The 20195-nt window shown below is 64.5% G+C and carries 17 protein-coding genes and 1 pseudogene; 5 read left to right on the forward strand and 13 right to left on the reverse strand.

Annotation, left to right across the window (positions count from 1 at the left end):
* Positions 1 to 51: 51 nt before the first annotated feature.
* From IVB07_RS33785 to cysG, 10 genes are all read right to left on the reverse strand, one after another.
* Positions 52 to 555, reverse strand: a complete 504-nt coding sequence (locus IVB07_RS33785) for a CAP domain-containing protein (protein ID WP_026232777.1) — start codon at positions 553 to 555, stop codon at positions 52 to 54.
* A 90-nt stretch (positions 556 to 645) separates the two neighbouring features.
* Complete coding sequence (locus IVB07_RS33790; RefSeq protein ID WP_026232778.1) at positions 646 to 1683, reverse strand: sulfate ABC transporter ATP-binding protein; 1038 nt, start codon at positions 1681 to 1683, stop codon at positions 646 to 648.
* Complete coding sequence (cysW, locus tag IVB07_RS33795; protein WP_018454644.1) at positions 1673 to 2584, reverse strand: sulfate ABC transporter permease subunit CysW; 912 nt, start codon at positions 2582 to 2584, stop codon at positions 1673 to 1675. The genes IVB07_RS33790 and cysW overlap by 11 nt, the downstream gene beginning before the upstream one ends.
* Before the next feature lie 10 nt (positions 2585 to 2594).
* Positions 2595 to 3431 carry a sulfate ABC transporter permease subunit CysT gene (gene cysT, locus IVB07_RS33800; RefSeq protein ID WP_083926373.1) on the reverse strand — a complete coding sequence of 279 codons (837 nt, stop codon included), beginning with the start codon at positions 3429 to 3431 and terminating at the stop codon, positions 2595 to 2597.
* Positions 3432 to 3467: 36 nt separating this feature from the next.
* On the reverse strand, positions 3468 to 4481 hold the full coding sequence (locus tag IVB07_RS33805) for a sulfate ABC transporter substrate-binding protein (RefSeq protein ID WP_018454646.1): 1014 nt from the start codon (positions 4479 to 4481) through the stop codon (positions 3468 to 3470).
* Between the two features lie 108 nt (positions 4482 to 4589).
* Positions 4590 to 5321: a phosphoadenylyl-sulfate reductase gene (locus IVB07_RS33810; protein ID WP_018454647.1), complete on the reverse strand. Its 732-nt coding sequence runs from the start codon at positions 5319 to 5321 to the stop codon at positions 4590 to 4592.
* A complete protein-coding gene (locus IVB07_RS33815; protein ID WP_018454648.1) occupies positions 5318 to 5833 on the reverse strand; it encodes a DUF934 domain-containing protein in 516 nt (171 codons plus the stop codon). Before IVB07_RS33815 ends, IVB07_RS33810 begins: the two co-directional genes overlap by 4 nt.
* Entirely contained in the window at positions 5820 to 7475 is a 1656-nt protein-coding gene (locus IVB07_RS33820; RefSeq protein WP_018454649.1) for a nitrite/sulfite reductase, read from the reverse strand. Before IVB07_RS33820 ends, IVB07_RS33815 begins: the two co-directional genes overlap by 14 nt.
* An 11-nt stretch (positions 7476 to 7486) precedes the next feature.
* On the reverse strand, positions 7487 to 7804 hold the full coding sequence (locus IVB07_RS33825; RefSeq protein ID WP_007599842.1) for a DUF2849 domain-containing protein: 318 nt from the start codon (positions 7802 to 7804) through the stop codon (positions 7487 to 7489).
* The gene (gene cysG / locus IVB07_RS33830; protein WP_018454650.1) at positions 7801 to 9225 is read right to left on the reverse strand and encodes a siroheme synthase CysG; all 1425 of its coding nucleotides are present in this window, start codon (positions 9223 to 9225) and stop codon (positions 7801 to 7803) included. The genes IVB07_RS33825 and cysG overlap by 4 nt, the downstream gene beginning before the upstream one ends.
* 245 nt (positions 9226 to 9470) lie before the next feature.
* Between cysG and cysD the strand changes: the two genes are divergently transcribed.
* The 3 genes from cysD (at position 9471) to IVB07_RS33845 (ending at position 14661) form a co-directional block, all read left to right on the forward strand.
* Positions 9471 to 10265: a sulfate adenylyltransferase subunit CysD gene (gene cysD, locus IVB07_RS33835; protein ID WP_026232781.1), complete on the forward strand. Its 795-nt coding sequence runs from the start codon at positions 9471 to 9473 to the stop codon at positions 10263 to 10265.
* 19 nt (positions 10266 to 10284) lie between these two features.
* On the forward strand, positions 10285 to 12201 hold the full coding sequence (gene cysC / locus IVB07_RS33840; RefSeq protein ID WP_018454652.1) for an adenylyl-sulfate kinase: 1917 nt from the start codon (positions 10285 to 10287) through the stop codon (positions 12199 to 12201).
* A 294-nt stretch (positions 12202 to 12495) separates the two neighbouring features.
* Positions 12496 to 14661, forward strand: coding sequence for a malate synthase G (locus IVB07_RS33845; protein ID WP_018454653.1), 2166 nt, complete (start codon positions 12496 to 12498; stop codon positions 14659 to 14661).
* Positions 14662 to 14759: 98 nt separating this feature from the next.
* On the opposite strand, the gene IVB07_RS33850 is transcribed toward IVB07_RS33845, so the two are convergent.
* On the reverse strand, positions 14760 to 14915 hold the full coding sequence (locus IVB07_RS33850) for a Thivi_2564 family membrane protein (protein ID WP_007599832.1): 156 nt from the start codon (positions 14913 to 14915) through the stop codon (positions 14760 to 14762).
* A gap of 273 nt (positions 14916 to 15188) precedes the next feature.
* Here IVB07_RS33850 and IVB07_RS33855 point away from each other — a divergent pair.
* Positions 15189 to 17281: pseudogene (locus tag IVB07_RS33855) on the forward strand (methyl-accepting chemotaxis protein).
* Between the two features lie 48 nt (positions 17282 to 17329).
* Here IVB07_RS33855 and IVB07_RS33860 read toward each other — a convergent pair.
* Both IVB07_RS33860 and IVB07_RS33865 read right to left on the reverse strand, forming a co-directional pair.
* On the reverse strand, positions 17330 to 17983 hold the full coding sequence (locus IVB07_RS33860; RefSeq protein WP_018454654.1) for a DUF2865 domain-containing protein: 654 nt from the start codon (positions 17981 to 17983) through the stop codon (positions 17330 to 17332).
* 17 nt (positions 17984 to 18000) lie between these two features.
* Complete coding sequence (locus IVB07_RS33865; RefSeq protein WP_204513289.1) at positions 18001 to 18819, reverse strand: L,D-transpeptidase; 819 nt, start codon at positions 18817 to 18819, stop codon at positions 18001 to 18003.
* Between the two features lie 210 nt (positions 18820 to 19029).
* Here IVB07_RS33865 and IVB07_RS33870 point away from each other — a divergent pair, with 210 nt between their 5' ends.
* Positions 19030 to 20142 (forward strand): AI-2E family transporter, encoded by a 1113-nt coding sequence (locus tag IVB07_RS33870; protein WP_026232782.1) that lies wholly within the window; start codon positions 19030 to 19032, stop codon positions 20140 to 20142.
* Positions 20143 to 20195 lie beyond the last annotated feature (53 nt).

A 20195-nucleotide genomic window follows, 5' to 3' on the forward strand; every position in this document is an offset into this window, starting at 1 on the left:
CCGTGGCGACAGTCTGCCGCGGCGTCAATGCATCCCGTGATCAAGTCTGGCTTATCGGGAGTCCGTCGAGGCCAGGATCATGGTCCAGAACACCTTGTATTTGGTGCCGGGAGCATAGCCCGCCGCAATGCCCAATTTTGTGACACCGCTCTTGAGCATGTTCGCGCGGTGCGGGGGCGAGTCGCGCCAGCCGGAAAACGCTTCCGCCAGCGTATGATAGCCGGCCGAGACGTTCTCGACCGCAACGGTCGCCGGATAGCCGCCGGCGCTGAGGCGCTTGGCCAGCGGCGCGCGGACGTCATGGTCCATCTTGTTGGCGGCAGCCATGGCCTGGGACTGAGATTCGGCGAGCCGCATCAGTTCGGGGTCGATCACGAGGGTGCCGAGCCCGTTGTTCTGGCGGTATTGCGAGATCATGATCGCTGCGGCCTGCGCGTCGAGCTTTGCGCCCGGGACAGCCATATCGGCATACATCGAGGGCTGCTGGACCGATGCTTCGTTGCCGGCGCAGCCGGCGAGCAGCAAAAGGATTGATATCGCGGCCGCGACGCGCATGAACAGGAGCCCCCAAATCAGGCGCCGTTGTTGCATACCAACCGTGGCTGAAAGGTGAATATTGAGGAAAAATTGACCGGTTGACCCCGCTCAGGCGCCCCCAAATATCCGGTAGCGGCGGGGCTCCAGGCCGATCGTGTCGCCGGCGCGCAGTTCCCTGTCCCGCGGAGCGTCGATCTCGATGGTCTCTCCGCCTGATAATGCCACCTCGGCCCGCTGCACGGGACCGAAATTCCGGACGTGCTGCACGGCGCCCTCGAAGGCACCGCTGCCGGGCGGGCCAACGAGCATGTCGTGCCGCCGCACGAACAGTCTTGACGCGCCAGGCGCAAGCCCATCTGCCGCGAGCTGAAGCGGCCGGTCGCCAAGCCTGATGACGCCGTCGGCGATCAGGACCGGAAGCTCGATGGATTCGCCGATGAAGCTGTGGACGAAGGCGGTCGCCGGGCTCTCATAGACGTCATCGGGCGAGCCGATCTGCTCGATCTTGCCCTTGTCCATCACCACGACGCGGTTGGCGACTTCGAGCGCCTCCTCCTGGTCATGGGTGACGAAGATCGAGGTGACGTTGATCTCGTGGTGCAGCGAGCGCAGCCATTTACGCAGCTCCTTGCGCACCTTGGCATCAAGCGCACCGAAGGGTTCGTCGAGCAGCAGGATACGTGGCTCGATCGCGAGCGCGCGGGCCAGCGCGATGCGCTGGCGCTGGCCGCCGGAGAGCTGGCTCGGGTAGCGGTCGGCGAGCCAATCGAGCTGCACGAGATCGAGTAGCTCCTTGACGCGCGCACGGATGGTCGCTTCGTCCTTGCGGATCGCGCGCGGCTGCACGCGGAGGCCAAAGGCGACGTTCTCGAACACCGTCATGTGGCGGAACAGCGCGTAGTGCTGGAATACGAATCCGACGTGCCGCTCGCGCGCGCCCTGCGCCAGCGCGTCCTCGCCGTTGAAAGATACCTCCCCGGAATCGGGCCAGTCCAGCCCCGCGATGATCCGCAGCAGCGTGGTCTTGCCGGAGCCAGACGGACCGAGCAGCGCGAGCAGCTCGCCGTCATTGACCTTGAGGTCGACGCCGTCGAGAGCTTTGAAGCTGCCGAACTTCTTGACGAGATTCCTGACTTCAATGCTCACTTGCGTCATGTCCTTCGTCGAGATGATTTTCGAGAACGGTTTTCGCGACCAGCGTGATCAGCGCCAGCATCGCGAGCAGCGAGGCGATCGCGAACGCCGCGACGAACTGATATTCATTGTAGAGAATCTCGACCAGGAGCGGCATCGTGTTGGTCTCGCCGCGGATATGGCCGGAAACGACGGAGACCGCGCCAAACTCGCCCATCGCGCGCGCGTTGCAGAGCAGGACGCCGTACAGCACGCCCCATTTGATATTGGGCAGCGTGACGCGGAAGAAGGTCTGCAGGCCCGAGGCGCCGAGCGAGATCGCGGCCTCCTCCTCCTGCGTGCCCTGCTCCTGCATCAGCGGGATCAACGCCCGCGCCACGAAGGGGAAGGTCACGAAGGTGGTCGCAAGCGCGATGCCCGACACCGCGAACAGGATCTGGATGTCGTGATCGCGCAGCCAGCCGCCGAAATAGCCCTGCGCGCCGAACAGCAGCACGAAGACGAGGCCCGAAATCACCGGGCTGACCGAGAACGGCAAATCGATCAGCGTGATCAGGAAGGTCTTGCCCGAGAATTCGAATTTTGCAATCGCCCAAGCCGCGACCAGGCCGAAGACGAGATTGAGGCCGACGGAAATTGCAGCAACCAACAGCGTCAACTTGATCGCGGACAGCGCCTCCGGGTCGGTCAGCGCGGCGAAATAAGCGCCAATTCCCTTCGAGAAGGCCTGCGCGAACACCACGACCAGCGGCAACACGACGAAGACTGATAGAAAGGTCATCGCCAGCGCGATGATGACGATGCGGACCGCGCGCGGTTCGGTGCGAAGGTTGTTCCGCGCGGCGGCTGCGTACGCGCGTGCCTTGGCGTCGGAGGCCGGGAGTGGGACGGAATCTGCGATCTGCATCGTCATGGCCCCGTCCTCACCGCACCGGAATCCGGCTCTGCGCCCAGCGCTGGAGCCGGTTGACCGCGAAGATAATGACGAAGGACACGACCAGCATGACAACCGCGATGGCGGTCGCATCGGCATAGCGGAATTCGGAGAGCCGGATCACGATCAGCAGCGGCGCGATCTCGGAGACGTTGGGCAGATTGCCGGCGATGAAGATCACCGAGCCGTATTCGCCGACCGCACGCGCGAAGGCGAGCGCGAGTCCGGTGAGCAGCGCCGGACCGAGCGAGGGCAGGATCACGCGAATGATGGTCTGCCAGCGGCTCGCGCCAAGGCTGCCCGCGGCCTCCTCGATCTCTGGGTCGAGATCCTGGAGCACCGGCTGCACCGTGCGCACCACGAACGGGATACCGATGAAGATCATGGCGACGAAGATGCCGACCGGCGTGAACGCCACCTTGATGCCGGCCGCCGCAAGCGGCGCGCCGAGCCAGCCCTTCTCGGCGAACAACGCGGTCAGCGCGACGCCGGCAACCGCCGTAGGTAGCGCGAACGGCACGTCGACGATGGCATCGAACAGCCGCCGACCGGGGAAGCGGTAGCGCACCAGCGCCCAGACGATGATGCTGCCCATCACCAGATTGACGCAGGCGGCTGCGAAGGCGAGTCCGAAGGACACGCGCAACGCATTCAGGGTGCGGCGGCTGGAGAGGATGTTCCAAAACTGCTCGGGACTCAGCTCGACCGATTTCAGGAACAGGCCGGCGAGCGGAATCAGGATGATGATCGACAGCCAGGATAGCGTCAGCCCCATGGTGAGACCGAAGCCCGGCAATGTCCGGCGTCGTGCTGCGATTGCGCTCACCAGGCCCCCTGTTTAAGCCCCGCCGACAGCGCCCGATCAGTTCTTGTAGATCTGATCGAAGACGCCGCCGTCGGCAAAATGTTCCCTCTGCGCCTTGGTCCAGCCGCCGAAAAGTTCGTCGATCGTGAACAGCTCGACCTTCGCGAAGGAGTTTTCATGTTTTTTGGCGATCTCGGGATCGCGCGGACGATAGAAGTTGCGCGCCGCGATTTCCTGACCTTCCTTGGTGTACCAATATTGCAGGTAGGCATCGGCGACACTACGGGTGCCTTTTTTATCGGCAACCTTATCGACGATCGTCACCGGCGGTTCCGCCAAGATCGAGAGCGGCGGCGCCACGATCTCGAATTTCTCCGGACCGAATTCCTTGAGCGCCAGGTACGCCTCGTTTTCCCAGGCGAGCAGCACGTCGCCGACGCCGCGCTCGACGAAGGTCACGGTCGCGCCGCGCGCACCGGTGTCGAGCACCGGCACCTGCTGATAGAGCTTTCCGATGAAATCCTTGGCCTTGTCCGCCGAGCCGTATTTCTTCTGCGCAAAGCCCCAGGCGGCCAGATAATTCCAGCGCGCGCCGCCTGACGTCTTCGGGTTCGGCGTGATCACGGCGACGCCGAGCTTGAGCAGATCGTCCCAGTCCTTGATGGCCTTGGGATTGCCCTTGCGGACCAGGAACACAATGGTCGAGGTATAGGGCGACGAGTTTTGCGGCAACCGTTTCTGCCAGTCGGCCGTCGTGAGGCCTTTGCCCGCGATGGCGTCGATGTCGTAGGCGAGCGCAAGCGTCACCACGTCGGCCTGCAATCCGTCGATCACGGCGCGCGCCTGCGAACCGCTGCCCCCATGCGACTGCTTGATCTCGACGCTCTTGCCGGTTTCCTTCTGATAGGCACTCGCGAACGCCTTGTTGAACTCGACATAGAGCTCGCGCGTCGGATCGTACGAGACGTTCAGCAGAGTGATGTCAGCGGCAAGAGCCGCGCTTGCCAACAAGCCTGTCACGAGCAGTCCTGCCGCGAGCGGAACGATACGACGCATCATGTCCATCTCCATTCACATCAATGACGTCGGCGTCATCGATGGCAGGCATAACTCGGGGCGAAACGCGCTTAAGTCAACGGAACCGGATTTTCTTGTTCGTAGCCGGGCAGCGTAACTTTGCTACGAAGTCTTCATCGTGTGGATGCCGCATTCCGTCTTGGCCCGGCCACGCCAGCGACCGGCACGCTCATCCTCGCCTTCGGCCGTTCTGCTCGTGCAAGGCATACACCCAACCGATAGAAATCCCGACGCGACCAGGGGATGACGCGGCAATTTGGCGCGGGCGAAAATCGCCTCGAGTTCCTCCCGCGAGACATTGGCGAAGGGATTGAACTTCAACCGCGTACCGTCGTCCTCGACCACCGGGATGTCGGCGCGCGAGTTGCCCTGGAAGCGCTTGCGGCCGTTGAGCCATGCATCGAACGGTTTCAGCGCCCGCGCCAGCGGCTCGACCTTGCGGATACGGCAGCAAGCGTCGGGATCGGAAAACCAGAGGTCGCGGTCGGGATCTCCGCGCGACAGCGTCTCCTCGGCAGGCTTGATCGAGCGGACGTCCTTCAGGCCCAGCGTCGCGATCAGCGTATCACGATAGGCCAGCGTCTCCTCGAACAGCCAGCCGGTGTCGAGGAAGATCACCGGGATCGCCGGATCGACATCCGCCATCACCTTGAGCAGCGTCGCCGATTCCGTACCGAAGGACGACACCAGCGCAAGCTTGTCGCGCCCGACCGTCTTCAGCGCAGCGGCGATGATTTCGGCGGGCGAGGCATCGCGCAAGGCGCGATCGAGGTCCTCCGCCGAGGGCAGCGCCGAGGCGGAGATTGCCGAAATTGGAGACGCGATTGCGTTCACGTGCCGACACCCTCGGAATGACGCAGCTGCATGCGCCGGTGCAGCGCCGTGATGCGGCCATCGCCGGTGGGCTGGTAGAAGACCGAATAGCGCTTCGCGGTCTGCATGAACGCTTCCGCGTCGGCCTGCTTCTTGACGTCGAAGGAATCGAAGCCAGCGCGCAGCATGAACACGAACTGGTCCCGCAGGATCTGGCCCGTCGCACGCAACTCGCCGCGGTAATTGTAACGCTCGCGCAGCAGCCGCGCCTGGCTGTAGGCGCGTCCGTCGCGGAAGGTTGGGAACACCAGCGCGACGACGGCAATCTTGCCGAGATAGGGCACCAGCTCGGCGATGTCGCGATTGTTCGGCCAGATCACACCGACCTTGCCGGTCCGCTTGAGCAACGCATCCGCCTCGCCAACGAAACGCTCGGCCGGCACCAGAATGTCGCCGCCCTCGGGCAGCGGCGTGTCGACGGCGAGCTTGACGAAGCTGTCGTCGGCGATCTTTCCGCCGTTAACGAGTGGCATAAACGCGCTCCTTGAAGGGTTCGACGCCGAGGCGTTTTACCGTGTCCATGAACAGCTCTTCGGGCCGCTCGCGCAGCGCCAGATAGGCTTCCACGATGTCCTCGACGACGTCGGCGACCTCGTCGAACTTGACGCCGGGGCCGATCAGATTGCCGAGTGCGGCACTCTCGTCGGCGCGCCCGCCGATGGTGATCTGGTAGACCTCCTCGCCGTTCTTCTCGACGCCGAGAATGCCGATATGACCGACATGGTGATGGCCGCAGGCGTTGATGCAGCCGGAGATGTTGATGTGCAACCGGCCGATCAGATTGGCCAGCTCATGATTGGCGAAGCGCCGCGTCAGTTCCTGCGCGATCGGGATCGAGCGCGCATTGGCCAGCGAGCAATAGTCGAGACCCGGGCAGGCGATGATGTCAGTGATCAGATTGACGTTCGGCGTCGCCAGCCCGAGCTTGTCGAGCGCCTTCCACAGCGCCGGCAAGTCACGCTTGGCGACATGCGGCAGAGCGAGGTTCTGCTCGTGGCCGACGCGGATCTCACCGAAGGAGTATTCGTCGGCGAGATCGGCGAGCGCATCCATCTGCTCGGCGGTGGCATCGCCCGGAGGCGCGCCGATCGGCTTCAGCGAGATCGTGACGATGGAATAGCCCTGGGCCTTGTGCGGGGCCACCGAGTTCTTGCGCCATGCCTCGAAATCGGGATCGGCCGCGGCCTGGCGCAGCTCGTCCGGCATGTGCGGCAGCTTCTCGTAGGCAGGATAGGTGAAGCGCGAGCGGATGTCCTCGACCACCTCGTCGTCGATCTGGAGCGAGGAGTTGCGGATGTGCTGCCACTCCTCCTCGACCTCGCGCGAGAACTTCTCGATGCCGAGCTCGTGCACCAGGATCTTGATGCGCGCCTTGTAGATGTTGTCGCGGCGGCCGTACTGGTTGTAGACGCGCAGAATCGCCTCGATGTAGCTGAGAATGTCGCGGCCGTGGACGAAATGCTTGATGGTCTTGCCGATGAACGGCGTGCGTCCGAGCCCGCCACCGACCAGCACCTCAAAGCCGGTCTCGCCCTTCTCGTTCTTGATCAGCTTCAGCCCGATGTCGTGGATCTTGATCGCGGCCCGGTCGTGGTCCGACGCGGTGATCGCGATCTTGAACTTGCGCGGCAGGAACGAGAATTCCGGATGCAACGTGGTGTGCTGGCGGATCAGCTCCGACCAGATGCGGGGATCCTCGATCTCGCCGGGCGCGACGCCGGCCCACTGATCCGAGGTGACGTTGCGCATGTTGTTGCCGGAGGTCTGCATCGCATGGATGCCGACCTCGGCGAGATCGGCCAGCGCATCCGGCAATTCGGCGAGCTTGATCCAGTTGAACTGGATGTTCTGCCGCGTCGTGAAATGGCCGTAGCCACGGTCGTATTTGCGCGCGACGTGGGCGAGCGCCCGCAGCTGGTTCGACGCCAGCGTCCCGTAGGGGATCGCGACGCGGAACATATAGGCGTGCAGTTGCAGATAGACGCCGTTCTGCAGCCGCAGGATCTTGAACTCGTCCTCGGTGAGCTCGCCGGAGAGGCGGCGCTTCACCTGGTCGCGGAATTCCGAGACGCGCTCGTTGACGAGCGTGCGGTCGATTTCATCGTAAGCATACATAAGAAAGCGCCTTAAACCTGAACCGGCTGTCCGATGGTCACGCCGGTGCGGCGGATCTGTTCGCGCAGATTTCCGGGTTCGACCTTGCCGTCTGCACCGACCTGTACCGGCGCGATATAGGGGCCGATCGCGCCGACGTCATCGGCAACGGATTCCGCAAGCAACGCCTTCGCCTCGTCGGAGTTGCGCACGATCGCGGCTTCCGACAGGTCCGCGGACCAGCTCTTGGCGGCGGTGCGGTAAACCACGATGCCGTCCCAGGTGCGGTTGGCGGTCACGACCGAGGGGCCGGCGATCTTGATCTTCTTCTGTTCAAGCGGGGAGGTCATTCGGCTGCATCCAATAGGTCAGAGATGATTTGCTTTGGGGTTTGGCGGCGAAGCGAGCCGGCATGCCGGACCACATCGCCGATGATGAGAATGGCGGGACCGCCGTTGGTCCGGCGGACCAGTTCGGGCAGATCGCGCAGCGTGCCGATCTCGCCTTGCGCATCGGGACGCGTGACGCGGGCGAATACGCCGACCGGCGTCTCCGGCGAACGGCCGGCGGCCAAGAGGCCGGCGCGTATGGCCGGCGCAGCCGTCATGCCCATGTAGACCACGACGGTCATCCTGGCGTCGGTCAGCGTCGACCAGTCCACGACTTCTGCGTCGCGCGCCTTGTGCGCGGTGAGGAAGGTGATGCGCGTTGCTTCGTGACGATAGGTGAGCGGCACCTCGAAATCGGCGGCGCCGCCGAGACCTGCGGTGATGCCGGGAACGATCGAATAGGCAAGGCCGGCGGCACGAAGTGCTTCGACTTCTTCGCCGCCGCGGCCGAACACGAAGGGATCGCCGCCCTTCAGCCGCACCACACGCTGGCCGGATTGCGCGGCCTCGATCATGCGCTTGTTGATGGCGTCCTGCCCGATGCCGGGCTTGCCGACGCGGCGGCCGACCGGCACGCGCGTGGTGTCACGGCGGATGCGGTCGAGAATTTCAGGCGAGACCAGCTCGTCATGGAAGACGATGTCGGCATCCTGGAGCGCGCGCAACGCCTTGATGGTGAGCAAATCCGGATCGCCAGGCCCGGCGCCGACCAGCGCGACGGATCCTTCCGGCTTGTCGGCCCGCGCGAACGCGGATGGATCTGAAATCGCCTTGAGCGCTGCGTCCGCCTCGCCTTTGCGGCCGGCCAATACGGCGGCACCGATCGGGCCGTCGATGACGCGCTCCCAGAAGCGGCGGCGCAGCGGAAACTCGGCAATACGTTCGTTGATGGATTTGCGGAAGCCGCCGATGAACTCGGCGAGCTCGCCGATGCGCGCCGGCAGCAGCGCCTCGATCTTCTCGCGCACGCGCCGCGCCACCACCGGCGACGTGCCGCCAGTGCCGACGGCGACCACGACATCGCCGCGATCGACGATCGCCGGAAAGATGAAGCTCGAATGCTCGAGATCGTCCATGACATTGACCGGCAGGCCGAGCGCCTTGGCGCGGACCGACATCGCCACGCCGACATCGCCGGCGCCGGCGCAAACCACCGCGATGATTCCCGAGAGATCGGCGGTCAGCGGATCGGTGGCCGAGATGTCGATACGCGCCGCGTCCTCGGAGCTCAGACCCAGGTCGTGATTGCCATCGATCGCATGCACGCGAATGCGCGCACCGGCAGCGGTCAGCACGCGCAGCTTGGCGCGCAAAAGCTCACCCGCACCGATGAGGACCACCGGACCGGCCTTGAGATCGAGGAACACGGGCAAGAACCGCATACGATACTCGCTTACCCCACATGCGGGGTTGACTGGAATTATTTTCTATATATGTGTCGTTTCAGGCGCGCAAAGAGAAAATTTTTTCTTCTCTCTTGCACCGCAACTATAGAATTTTCGCCTCCAAACGCAAAGTGGCAGAGATGCATCTTCTCAAGGACAATTCCACTGCTGGCGGGCTGAGCAGCCCCGCTCTCGCCGAGCGCGTGCCCGCGCAAGAATTTTCTTCTGACCTTGCCCCGAGCATGGACCATCTCGACCAGCTCGAGGCCCAGAGCATCTACATCTTCCGCGAAGCCTTCGGCCGCCTCAAGAAGATCGCCCTGCTGTGGTCGCTCGGCAAGGACTCCAATGTCATGATCTGGCTGGCGCGCAAGGCATTCTTCGGCCGTCTGCCGTTCCCGGCCCTCCATGTCGACACCGGCAAGAAGTTTCCGGAGATGTATCGCTTCCGCGATCACTACGGCAAGGAATGGGATCTCGATCTGCGCGTCGAGCCCTGCCCGCCGATTGATGCCGTCGACCCAACGCTGCCGCCCGCCGCCCGTTCCGCCGCGCGCAAGACCGAGGGCCTCAAGATGGCGCTCGCCAAATACGGTTTCGACGGTCTGATCGCCGGCATTCGCCGCGATGAGGAGGCGACGCGCGCCAAGGAGCGCGTGTTCTCGCCGCGCGGCTTGGAGGGTAATTGGGACGTGCGCGACCAGCCGCCGGAGTTCTGGGATCATTTCAATGCGTCGCCGCCGCAGGGCGCGCATTTGCGCATCCATCCGATCCTGCATTGGACCGAGTCCGATATCTGGGCCTACACCAAGCGCGAGAACATCCCGATCATCCCGCTGTATCTGTCGCAAAACGGCAAACGCTATCGCTCGCTGGGCGATCAGGACATCACCAATCCGGTCGCCTCAAACGCGTCGACTATCGACGAGATCCTGATCGAACTCGAGCAGACCAAGGTGCCGGAACGTTCCGGCCGCGCGCTCGACCACGAGACCGAGGACGCTTTCGAGCGCCTGCGCGTCGCCGGCTATCTCTGATCAAGGACGCGAGCGTCGTATGAACATGATCGTCACCCCCGCATCGCCCGCCACCCCGAACGGCACCACGCGTCCGCAGGTCCGCATCGTCATCGTCGGCCATGTCGACCACGGCAAGTCGACGCTGGTCGGCCGCCTGCTGCACGAGACCGGCAGCCTGCCCGACGGCAAGCTCGACATGCTCAAGGCCGTCAGCGCGCGGCGCGGCATGCCGTTCGAATGGTCGTTTCTGCTCGACGCGCTCCAGACCGAGCGCGACCAGGGCATCACCATCGACACCACGCAGATCCGCTTCCGCACCAATTCGCGCGACATCGTACTGATCGACGCGCCCGGCCACGCCGAATTCCTGCGCAACATGATCACCGGCGCCTCGCAGGCGGACGGCGCGGTGCTGATCATCGACGCGCTCGAAGGCGTGCGCGACCAGACGAGGCGGCACGGCTATCTCCTGCATCTGCTCGGCGTGAAGCAGGTCGCGGTCGTCGTCAACAAGATGGACCGCGTCGACTTCTCCGCAGCGCGCTTCAAGGAGATCAGCGACGAGATCTCGGCGCATCTGCAAGGCCTCGGTGTGAAGCCCACGGCCGTGATCCCGATTTCCGCCCGCGAGGGCGACGGCGTCGCTGAGCGCACCGACCGCATCGGCTGGTACAAGGGTCCGACCGTGGTCGAAGCGCTTGACCGGCTCGAGCCGGCCCGGCCGCTGGAAGCGCTGGCGCTGCGGCTGCCGGTGCAGGCGATCTACAAATTCGACGATCGCCGCATCGTGGCGGGCCGGATCGAATCCGGCAGCCTGGTTGCCGGCGACGAAATCGTGATCATGCCCGCCGGCAAGATCGCCAGAATCAAGACGGTCGAGAGCTGGCCGGTGACGCCGGTCGCAGGCCGCCAGGGTGCGGGCCGCTCGGTCGGCATCACGCTCGACCGCGAGCTGTTCCTCGAGCGCGGCGACATCATCGCGCATGCCAACAGCGCGCCGCGCGAGACACGACGGCTGCGCGCGCGGATCTTCTGGCTGCACGACAAGCCGCTGGCCAAGGGCGACCAGCTCCTGGTTCGCTGCGGACCGAAGGAAAGCCGTGCCACCGTCGTCGCCATCGAGAAGGCGGTCGATCCCGGTGAGCTGTCGAGCGTCGAGAACAAGGCAATCGGCCGCAACCATGTCGGCGAGATCGACATATCCCTTTCGAATCCGATTGCCACCGATCCCTACACGGAAAATCCGCGCACCGGCCGTCTCGTGATCGAGGTGTCCGGGCGCATCGCCGGCGGCGGTCTCGTGCTGTCGGTCGATGCCGGCCAGCGCGCCTTGCCCGTCGACATCGTGCCGGTGGAATCCGCGCTGCGGCCCGACGAACGCTCCGCGCGCTATCGTCACAACGGCGCCGTGGTCTGGCTCACCGGCCTCCCCGCCTCCGGCAAGTCGACTCTAGCCAAGGCGCTGGAGCGGCGGTTGTTCAGCAATGGCGGCTCACCGATCCTGCTCGACGGCGACACGCTGCGTGCCGGGCTCAACAGCGATCTCGGCTTCTCGGCCGCCGATCGCAGCGAGAACATCCGCCGCCTCGCCGAAGTCGCGACGCATCTCGCCCGTAACGGCCACATCGCCATTGTCGCCGCCGTCTCGCCCGCCCGCGAGGACCGCGCCACCGCGCGCCGCATCGCCGACACGTCGTTCCGCGAGATCTACGTCGCGACGCCGGCGGAAATTTGCGAGGAGCGCGACCCCAAGGGCCACTACAAGAAGGCCCGCGCCGGCACGCTCGCGTCGTTCACCGGTATCGGCACCGACTACGAGCGGCCCGAGGCCGCCGAGCTCGTGATCGACACCTCGACGCGGACGGTCGCCGAGGCGGCGGACGAGATCGAACAGATGCTCAAGACGACCGGCGTGCTGTTCGACGAACTCGTGGACCTCGCCGCGAATATTTGAAGCCGGGCTGCTGCTCCGCTGTCGTCGCCCGGCTTGACCGGGCGACCCAGCATTCCACCGACAGCAGTGATTCAGGCGAGAGGCCGCGGCGTACTGGATTTCCCCGCCTTCGCGGGGAATGACACCGTGCGTGGGCCGCCCACCTCGCCTTGACATTTTGACAACTTTTGGGGGCCTTCTCACGGCCCCGATTTTGGGGCTAATAAGACCCCGAAAGCCGCTCCTTGGAGCGCATTTTGCTGCTGTCGGGTCAAAAGCAGCCAAAAACAGCCATTTCCAACAAGAAAGCCCATCATGAAACGCGTCGACGCCCACGGACTGAAGATCGCTCCCGTCCTGTTCGATTTCATCGCCAAGGAAGCGGCCCCGAAGACGGGGATCGCGCCGGATGCGTTCTGGGCCGGGCTCGCCGCCATCATCAAGGAGCTGGGGCCGAAGAACCGCGCGCTGCTGGCGGTGCGCGACACGTTGCAGGCCAAGATCGACGACTGGCACCGGGCCAACAAGGGCAAGGCGTTCGACCTCAACGCCTATACCGCCTTCCTGAAGGAGATCGGCTATCTCCTCCCGGAGCCGGCGACGCAGAAGGTCGAGACCGCCAATGTGGACGAGGAGATCGGCAAGATCTGCGGCCCGCAGCTCGTCGTGCCGCTGACCAACGCACGCTATGCGCTGAACGCGGCGAATGCGCGCTGGGGCTCGCTCTATGACGCCTTCTACGGCACCGACGCGATCCCGCACGATCCATCCGAGAGCGGCAAGGGCTACAACAAGGCGCGCGGCGACAAGGTGATCGCCAAGGCAAAAGCGTTCCTCGATGCCGCCGTGCCGCTGGCGACCGGCAGTCACACCGACGTCACCGCCTATAGCGTGGTCGCGGGCCAGCTCGCGGTGAAGCTGAAGAGCGGCAACGCCACCGCCCTGAAGAACGCCGCGCAATTCGCAGGCTTCCAGGGCGACGCAGCCGCACCGAGCGCGGTACTGCTCGTCAACAACGGCCTGCACGTCGAGGTAAAAATCGACCGCACCAGCGCGATCGGCAAGGACGATCCGGGCGGCGTCGCGGACATGGTCATGGAGTCCGCCGTCTCCACGATTCTCGACATGGAAGACTCGGTCGCTGCCGTCGATGCCGAGGACAAGGTGCTGGTCTATCGCAACACGCTCGGCCTGATGAACGGCACGCTGTCGGCCGATTTCGAGAAGGGCGGCAAGACGCTGACGCGCTCGCTCAATGCCGACCGCAGCTACAAGATGCCTGACGGCAAAGGCGAAGTGAAATTGCACGGCCGCAGCCTGCTGCTGATGCGCAATTGCGGTCACCACATGTTCACCGACGCGGTGCTGGACGACAAGGGCGAGGAGATTCCGGAAGGCTTGCTCGACGCCGCCGTCTCCGGGCTTCTTGCTGTCCATGATCTGAAAGGCAACTCCAAGGTCAAGAACAGCCGCACCGGCTCGGCCTATATCGTCAAGCCGAAGATGCACGGCCCCGACGAGGTGTCGCTGACCTGCGAGATCTTCGACCGCGTCGAGAAGATGCTGTCGCTGCCCGAGAACACGCTCAAGGTCGGCATCATGGACGAGGAGCGGCGCACCACCGTCAACCTCAAGGCCTGCATCCAGCGCGCCTCCAAGCGCATCATGTTCATCAACACCGGCTTCCTCGACCGCACCGGCGACGAGATCCACACCTCGATGGAGGCGGGTCCGATGATCCGCAAGAACGAGATGAAGGCGCAGCCCTGGATCAAGTCCTATGAGGACTGGAACGTCGATATGGGCCTGACCTGTGGCCTGCCCGGCCATGCCCAGATCGGCAAGGGCATGTGGGCCGCGCCGGACAAGATGGCGGACATGCTGGCGCAGAAGCTCGCCCATCCGCAGGCCGGTGCTATCACCGCCTGGGTGCCCTCGCCGACCGCCGCGACGCTGCACGCGCTGCACTACCACCAGGTCAACGTCACCGCGCGCCAGCAGGAGCTCGCCAAGGGCGGCCCACGGGCAAAGCTCGAAGACATCCTCACCATCCCCGTGTCGAAGTCGAACTGGGCGCCCGACGACGTCAAGCAGGAGATCGACAACAACTGCCAGGGCATTCTGGGCTATGTCGTGCGCTGGATCGACCAGGGCGTCGGCTGCTCGAAGGTGCCTGACATCCACGACGTCGGCCTGATGGAAGACCGTGCCACCTTGCGCATCTCCAGCCAGCACCTCGCCAACTGGCTGCACCAGGGCGTGATCACCGAGGCGCAGGTGATGGAATCGCTCAAGCGCATGGCGGTGGTCGTCGACAAGCAGAATGCGGGCGATCCCATCTACAAGCCGATGGCGCCCGCCTTCGACGGCACAGCCTTCAAGGCGGCCAGCGACCTCATCTTCAAGGGACGCGAGCAGCCGAACGGCTACACCGAATACATCCTCACCGCCCGCCGCCGCGAGGCCAAAGCCCTTGGCTGACAACGCCCTGGCTGACAAGGCGGCCTGCCGACCCGACTAGAACACCAAAAGCCCCGGCTCGCGCCGGGGCTTTTTCGTTGCGCTAGCTAAGCGCCCGGCTAAAACACTGCCAGATATTTCAGCAGCGAGACGATGCCGATGATGATGACGACGACGCGCGCGATCTGCTTGGCGCGGCCGTCCATCGGCAGCATGTTGATGAGGTAAAGTACGAGAATGACGACGAGAAAGGTGACGAGTACGCCGACCAGCATCGCTAGGACCCCCCTTTAGGCAAAATTGCTGACAGTCTCCTAACGCGCAGCTCGTGGCTTGGTTCCATCGACGCAACCCTTTGCAACTTCTAGTAAATACGTACTTCTACGATCAGCCGGCCTGCTGAAAACTTTACCCTTTTCCTTTCAGATGCGGAAACCGTTTGGGCCCTGAGCCGCAAACGGCATGCGATTGCCTTGTCTGACGGGCCCCTTTTTCTGCTGTTGCCGGGGCGCCTTTACGAACTTTGTATTGGGAATTGGGGGACTTCGATGCTGAATCGTCTGACCGTATCCGCGCTGCTGAAGGCGGTGATCGCGATCACGTCGATCTGCGTGGTGATCGCGCTCTCGCTCACCGCCTACGAGTCCTGGGATCGCCTGAAGACCGCCAACCGCATCTCGCAGATCGCCGACACGTCCGCCGATCTGTTCAAGGCGATGCACAATCTGCGCACCGACCGCTCGACCACGGTCCGCCTCCTGAATGCGACCGAGCCGATGGACGGCGAGATCGAGAAATATCTGCGCGCGCTGCGCGATGCCCAAATGCCCGCCATGGCGCGCGCGATCGAGCTGCTGCCGGCCATGGACTTTCCGCAATCAGGCACGCTGGTACCGGAGCTTGCGCGCCTCTACAAGCTGCTGATCGAGGAGCAGAAGCAGTTCTGGGAGGATGTAGCCAAGCCGAAGGACCAACGCCGCGCCGGTCTGCCCAAGGAATATATGGAGACAACGCAGGGCCTGCTCGACACGCTCGACAAGCTCTCGAACACGTTGGCCGCCACGGTCAATCACCTGGACGCCGCGATCGACCAGCTGCTGTCGATCAAGCAGAACGCCTGGCTGCTCCGCAACACCGCAGGCGAAGCATCGCTGATCGTCTCGACCGGGCTGGCCGCCGGCAAGATCACGACGGAGGGCCGCTACGCCTATACCCAACATGTCGGCGGCACGAGCGCGATGTGGAAGGCGCTGGAGCTGTCGACGTCCGGCATGCAGTTGCCGTCGGGGCTCGCCTCCGCGATGGCCTCCGCCAAGACCTCGTATTTCGAGCCGCAATATCTGGCCTTGCGCGACCGTCTCACGGACGCGCTGGTCAAGGGTGAGAAGCCCGAGATGACGGCGAACCAATGGAGCCCGCTCACGGTCGCCCGTATGGCGAGCGCCGTCACAGTGGCAGAAGGTGCGCTCGATGCTGCCAAGATCCACACGCAGGAGCAGCGCGGCGCCGCACAGCGCGCACTGATCGTGCAGCTTACGCTGCTGGCGCTCGCCGTGGGGCTTGCCGTCGGCGCGATCATGCTGGTCAGCCGCCGCGTCATCACTCCGCTCAACACCATCCGGGACGCCATGCTGAAGGTCGCCGGCGGCGACCTTGCCGTCGATAGCGGCTATCTCGACCGCAACGACGAGATCGGCGCGCTTGCCGGCGCGCTGGAGACCTTCAAGCAGCAGGCCAACGACAAGCTCACGATCGAGGCGCAGGAGCGCGAACGCAATGCGGGCGCCTCCGCGCGCCAGCGCGCGGTCGAGACCTATGTCGGCGAGTTCGAGGGCGCGGTGCGCAAAACGCTCGGCGAATTGAGCGAAGCCTCTGGCGAGATGCGCAAGACCTCGGGCGATCTCTCCGCGGTGTCGCGGCAGACCAACGACCGCGTGCAGATCGCCGGCAAGGCCTCCAATGACGCCTCCATGAGCGTCGACAGCGTCGCCGCCGCCGCCGAAGAGCTGAGCGCCTCGATCAACGACATCAGTCAGCAGGCCGCGCATGCCGCGGGCATCGCCAGCCGCGCCGTGACCCAGGCGCGCGAGACCGACGGCACGTGCAGGGACTTCAAAAGTCGGCCGGCCGCATCGGCGAGGTCGTCGGCCTGATCAACACCATTGCGCAGCAGACCAATTTGCTCGCGCTTAACGCCACGATCGAGGCGGCCCGCGCCGGCGAGGCCGGTCGCGGCTTTGCCGTGGTCGCCTCCGAGGTGAAGTCGCTGGCGAGCCAGACGGCGAAGGCGACCGAGGAGATCTCCGAGCAGATCGCCGACATCCAGAAGGTCGCGGCCGACGCCATCAGCGCCATCCAGACCATCGGCGGCATCATCGGCGAAGTGAACGAGGTCGCGACCGCAATCGCCGCCGCCGTGCAGGAGCAGGGAGCGGCCACCCAAGAGATCACCCGCAGCACCCAGTTTGCGGCGCAGGGCACCAAGAACGTCTCGGACAACATCACCGGCGTCAAATCCGATGCAGACGCTGCTGCCGCTGCCGCCGACAACGTGAAACACGCCTCCGAGATGCTGGAGAGCCAGAGCCGCCAGCTCGGCCATGACGTCAGCGACTTCCTCGGCAAGATCCGGGCGGCATAGCCCACACTCTTGGTGTCGTCCTGGCGAATGCCAGGACGACGTTGAGGCCTATTCCTTCGCCACCACCGGCACCTGGCGGAATCTTGCGCGAACCGAGTCGGGCAGCGGCGAGAAATTCATCGCGACGCCGCGGCGGTCGTTGGCATTGCGGCTGGCGACCACCAGGCCGTCCGCGCCCGCGACGATGTCGCCCTTGCGCAAGGTGGGATCGTCGTCGACCTTGACCTGAGCGAGCCCGACCGGATCCTTGCCGTTGCAGGTACAGCCTGCGACAATCTCATTGCGATAGCGGAACGCGTTAGGCAGGTCGGAATAGGATTTCCCCTTATCCGTCGTCGCGTCGTCGATGTTGCCGCCATAGACCAGCGAGGTCTCCGAGGCCGGGCAGAAGCTCTTGCAGGATTGCGCCTTGCTCTCGGAATCGTTTCCCTGCGCCGGGAAATAACGTCCGTCGCAGCCGCGCACGCAATAGGCCGTGCCGCCACCGTAGGAGGCCCGCTGGCGCGGCGGGTCGTAGCGCGGCGTGTCATCGGTCTGGAAAGGCATGCGAATCTCGGGCGCCGGCCGTCCGCGGAAGCCGCCGAACAGCGCCGAGAAAAAGTCCTCCGCATGGGCGGATGGCGTCAGCGCGAGGCCGAAGGAGGCAATGGCGACGAACGCCGCCGCGCCCCCGGCGAGTTTGCCGATCGAACGTCTCTTCATGTGACCTCACTCGACCCTTAGTTCACGGCCGAATTCGAAATGTTCAGCGCCTGCCGGCCTGAGGGCAGCGCGGTCACGGCTGGGCGCTTGCGCACGGAATCACTGCCTTTCGCCATCAGCGGCGCGTTCTTCGGTAGCACGACCACCTTGGCGCCGACATTGACACGGCCGAACAGGTCGGTGACATCCTCATTGGTCATGCGGATGCAACCGGACGAAACGAACTTCCCGATCGTGGTGGGATCGTTGGTGCCATGGATGCGGTATTCGCTCGACCCGAGATACATCGCACGCGCGCCGAGCGGATTGCCGGGGCCACCAGCGACGAAGCGGGGCAGATAGGGTTGGCGCGCGATCATCTCAGCCGGCGGATGCCAGTCCGGCCACTCCGCCTTGCGGCTGACGCTCTGCACGCCCGACCAGGTGAAGCCCTCGCGGCCGACGCCGACGCCATAACGGATCGCGCGGCCCTGGCCGAGCACATAGTAAAGGTAAGTATTGTTGGTATCGATGACGATGGTGCCGGCCGGCTCGCTGCGGTCGAAGCTGACAATCTGCCTGCGCAGGCGATCTGGCAGCGCGGCATCCTCGTCGGGCGCTTGCGCGTTCTGACTTGCATAGCCTTGGTTCGCATAGCCCTGGTTCGCATAGCTTGGGCTCGCATAACCCTGCGAATAGCCCTGGTCCTGCGGGTAAGCCTGATCTTGCGGATAGGTGTAGCCCAGCGTCTGTGCGCTTGCGGCGCCGAACGGCACTGCCAGCAAAGCGGTTGCAAAGGCAAAAGCGGTGATGCGGCGCTGCGATAAGCGGCGTCGGACTGCAGAGAACTTCGTCATGTGCTGCCCCGTGTGGATGCCTGCATCAGGGTGATGCGCTGGTTTGTTCAACGCGGTCCAACCGCTACAAGTTCCGCGGCGGGATGCAGCAGCGACGTCAGAGTCAAGCGAGCGCTTCTTCGCGAAGCCGCGATGGAACCCGCAGGGCGCGAGGACGTTCTCCCCTGGTCATGGGCGCGAGGACTGAAGTCTCCGTGCCGGAGAGGTATTGTGCGCGTCCTTCCCAGTGAACGTATGACTCCCGGCAATGGCGAAGGCACTCCGCTTCCCGAGAGCCACGGCGAACTCCCGCCGGTGATCCGCCGCACCGAACTCGTCGCCTTCTCGCTCGCCGGACTGCTCCTCATCGCAATCGTCGCGGTGCTCTATGTCGGAAAGGCGTTCTTTTTGCCTGTCGTGATGGCGTTCGTCACCGGCACGATGCTCTCGCCGGCAGCGACCTTTCTGGAGTACCGGAAAGTGCCGCGCGGGCTTGCCGCCGTCTTGATCGTGTTCGCGGTGACCGCCGTGGTCGGCTTCATCGTCGCGCTGATCGCCTCGCCGGCGATGGAATGGAGCTCGCGCCTGCCCGAACTCGGCGCGCAGTTGAAAGACAAGGTCCACGTGTTCGACCGGCCGCTGGCGCTGTGGCGAGAGCTGCAGACGATGCTCGGCGGCTCGGAGGGATTGCCAAGCTTCCAGATGCCGAAATTCGAGTGGGTGCAGCCAACGATTGAATTCCTGTCACCGACCTTTACCGAATTCCTGCTGTTCTTCGTCACCCTGATCCTGTTCATCGCCAGCTGGCGCGACCTGCGACGGGCAATGATCATGACCTTCAGCGATCACGACGCACGGCTGCGCACGCTTCGCATCCTCAACGAGATCGAGGTCCATCTCGGCAACTACCTTTTGACTGTGACCCTGATCAACGTCGGCGTCGGCGTCGCCGCCGGAATCGTCTGCGCCCTCACCGGAATGCCCAATCCGGCTGGCCTCGGCGCGCTGGCGGCCACCCTCAATTTCATTCCGATCATCGGACCGGTGGCCATGTTCGCCATTCTGGTCGTGGTGGGGCTGGTCACCTTCCCGACCGTCAGCGGCGGCCTGATGGCGGCGCTCGCCTTTGGCGGCATCACCTTCCTGGAGGGACATTTCGTCACGCCGACCATCATCGGCCGGCGGCTGGCGCTCAATGCGCTCGCGGTGCTGCTGGCGCTGGCGTTCTGGACCTGGCTGTGGGGCCCGATGGGCGCGTTCCTGTCGTCGCCGCTGCTGATCGTCGCCCTGATCCTGAAGGAGCATCTGTTGCCTGAGGATTCGCCGCAGCTCCCGCAGGACTGACCGGTTTCCGTGAACGGAACTTACACCACGACGAAACGTTTCCCGGCTGTCTC

This window comes from Bradyrhizobium sp. 172 (assembly GCF_023101065.1).
GTDB lineage: Bacteria > Pseudomonadota > Alphaproteobacteria > Rhizobiales > Xanthobacteraceae > Bradyrhizobium > Bradyrhizobium canariense_D.

Coding starts and splice junctions, on each gene's coding strand:
- IVB07_RS33785 (WP_026232777.1), bottom strand. CDS start 555: ATGCGCGTCGCGGCCGCGATATCAATCCTTTTGCTGCTCGCCGGCTGC.
- cysW (WP_018454644.1), bottom strand. CDS start 2,584: ATGACGATGCAGATCGCAGATTCCGTCCCACTCCCGGCCTCCGACGCC.
- IVB07_RS33805 (WP_018454646.1), bottom strand. CDS start 4,481: ATGGAGATGGACATGATGCGTCGTATCGTTCCGCTCGCGGCAGGACTG.
- IVB07_RS33815 (WP_018454648.1), bottom strand. CDS start 5,833: ATGCCACTCGTTAACGGCGGAAAGATCGCCGACGACAGCTTCGTCAAG.
- IVB07_RS33820 (WP_018454649.1), bottom strand. CDS start 7,475: ATGTATGCTTACGATGAAATCGACCGCACGCTCGTCAACGAGCGCGTC.
- IVB07_RS33825 (WP_007599842.1), bottom strand. CDS start 7,804: ATGACCTCCCCGCTTGAACAGAAGAAGATCAAGATCGCCGGCCCCTCG.
- cysG (WP_018454650.1), bottom strand. CDS start 9,225: ATGCGGTTCTTGCCCGTGTTCCTCGATCTCAAGGCCGGTCCGGTGGTC.
- cysD (WP_026232781.1), top strand. CDS start 9,471: ATGGACCATCTCGACCAGCTCGAGGCCCAGAGCATCTACATCTTCCGC.
- cysC (WP_018454652.1), top strand. CDS start 10,285: ATGAACATGATCGTCACCCCCGCATCGCCCGCCACCCCGAACGGCACC.
- IVB07_RS33845 (WP_018454653.1), top strand. CDS start 12,496: ATGAAACGCGTCGACGCCCACGGACTGAAGATCGCTCCCGTCCTGTTC.
- IVB07_RS33850 (WP_007599832.1), bottom strand. CDS start 14,915: ATGCTGGTCGGCGTACTCGTCACCTTTCTCGTCGTCATTCTCGTACTT.
- IVB07_RS33860 (WP_018454654.1), bottom strand. CDS start 17,983: ATGAAGAGACGTTCGATCGGCAAACTCGCCGGGGGCGCGGCGGCGTTC.
- IVB07_RS33865 (WP_204513289.1), bottom strand. CDS start 18,819: ATGACGAAGTTCTCTGCAGTCCGACGCCGCTTATCGCAGCGCCGCATC.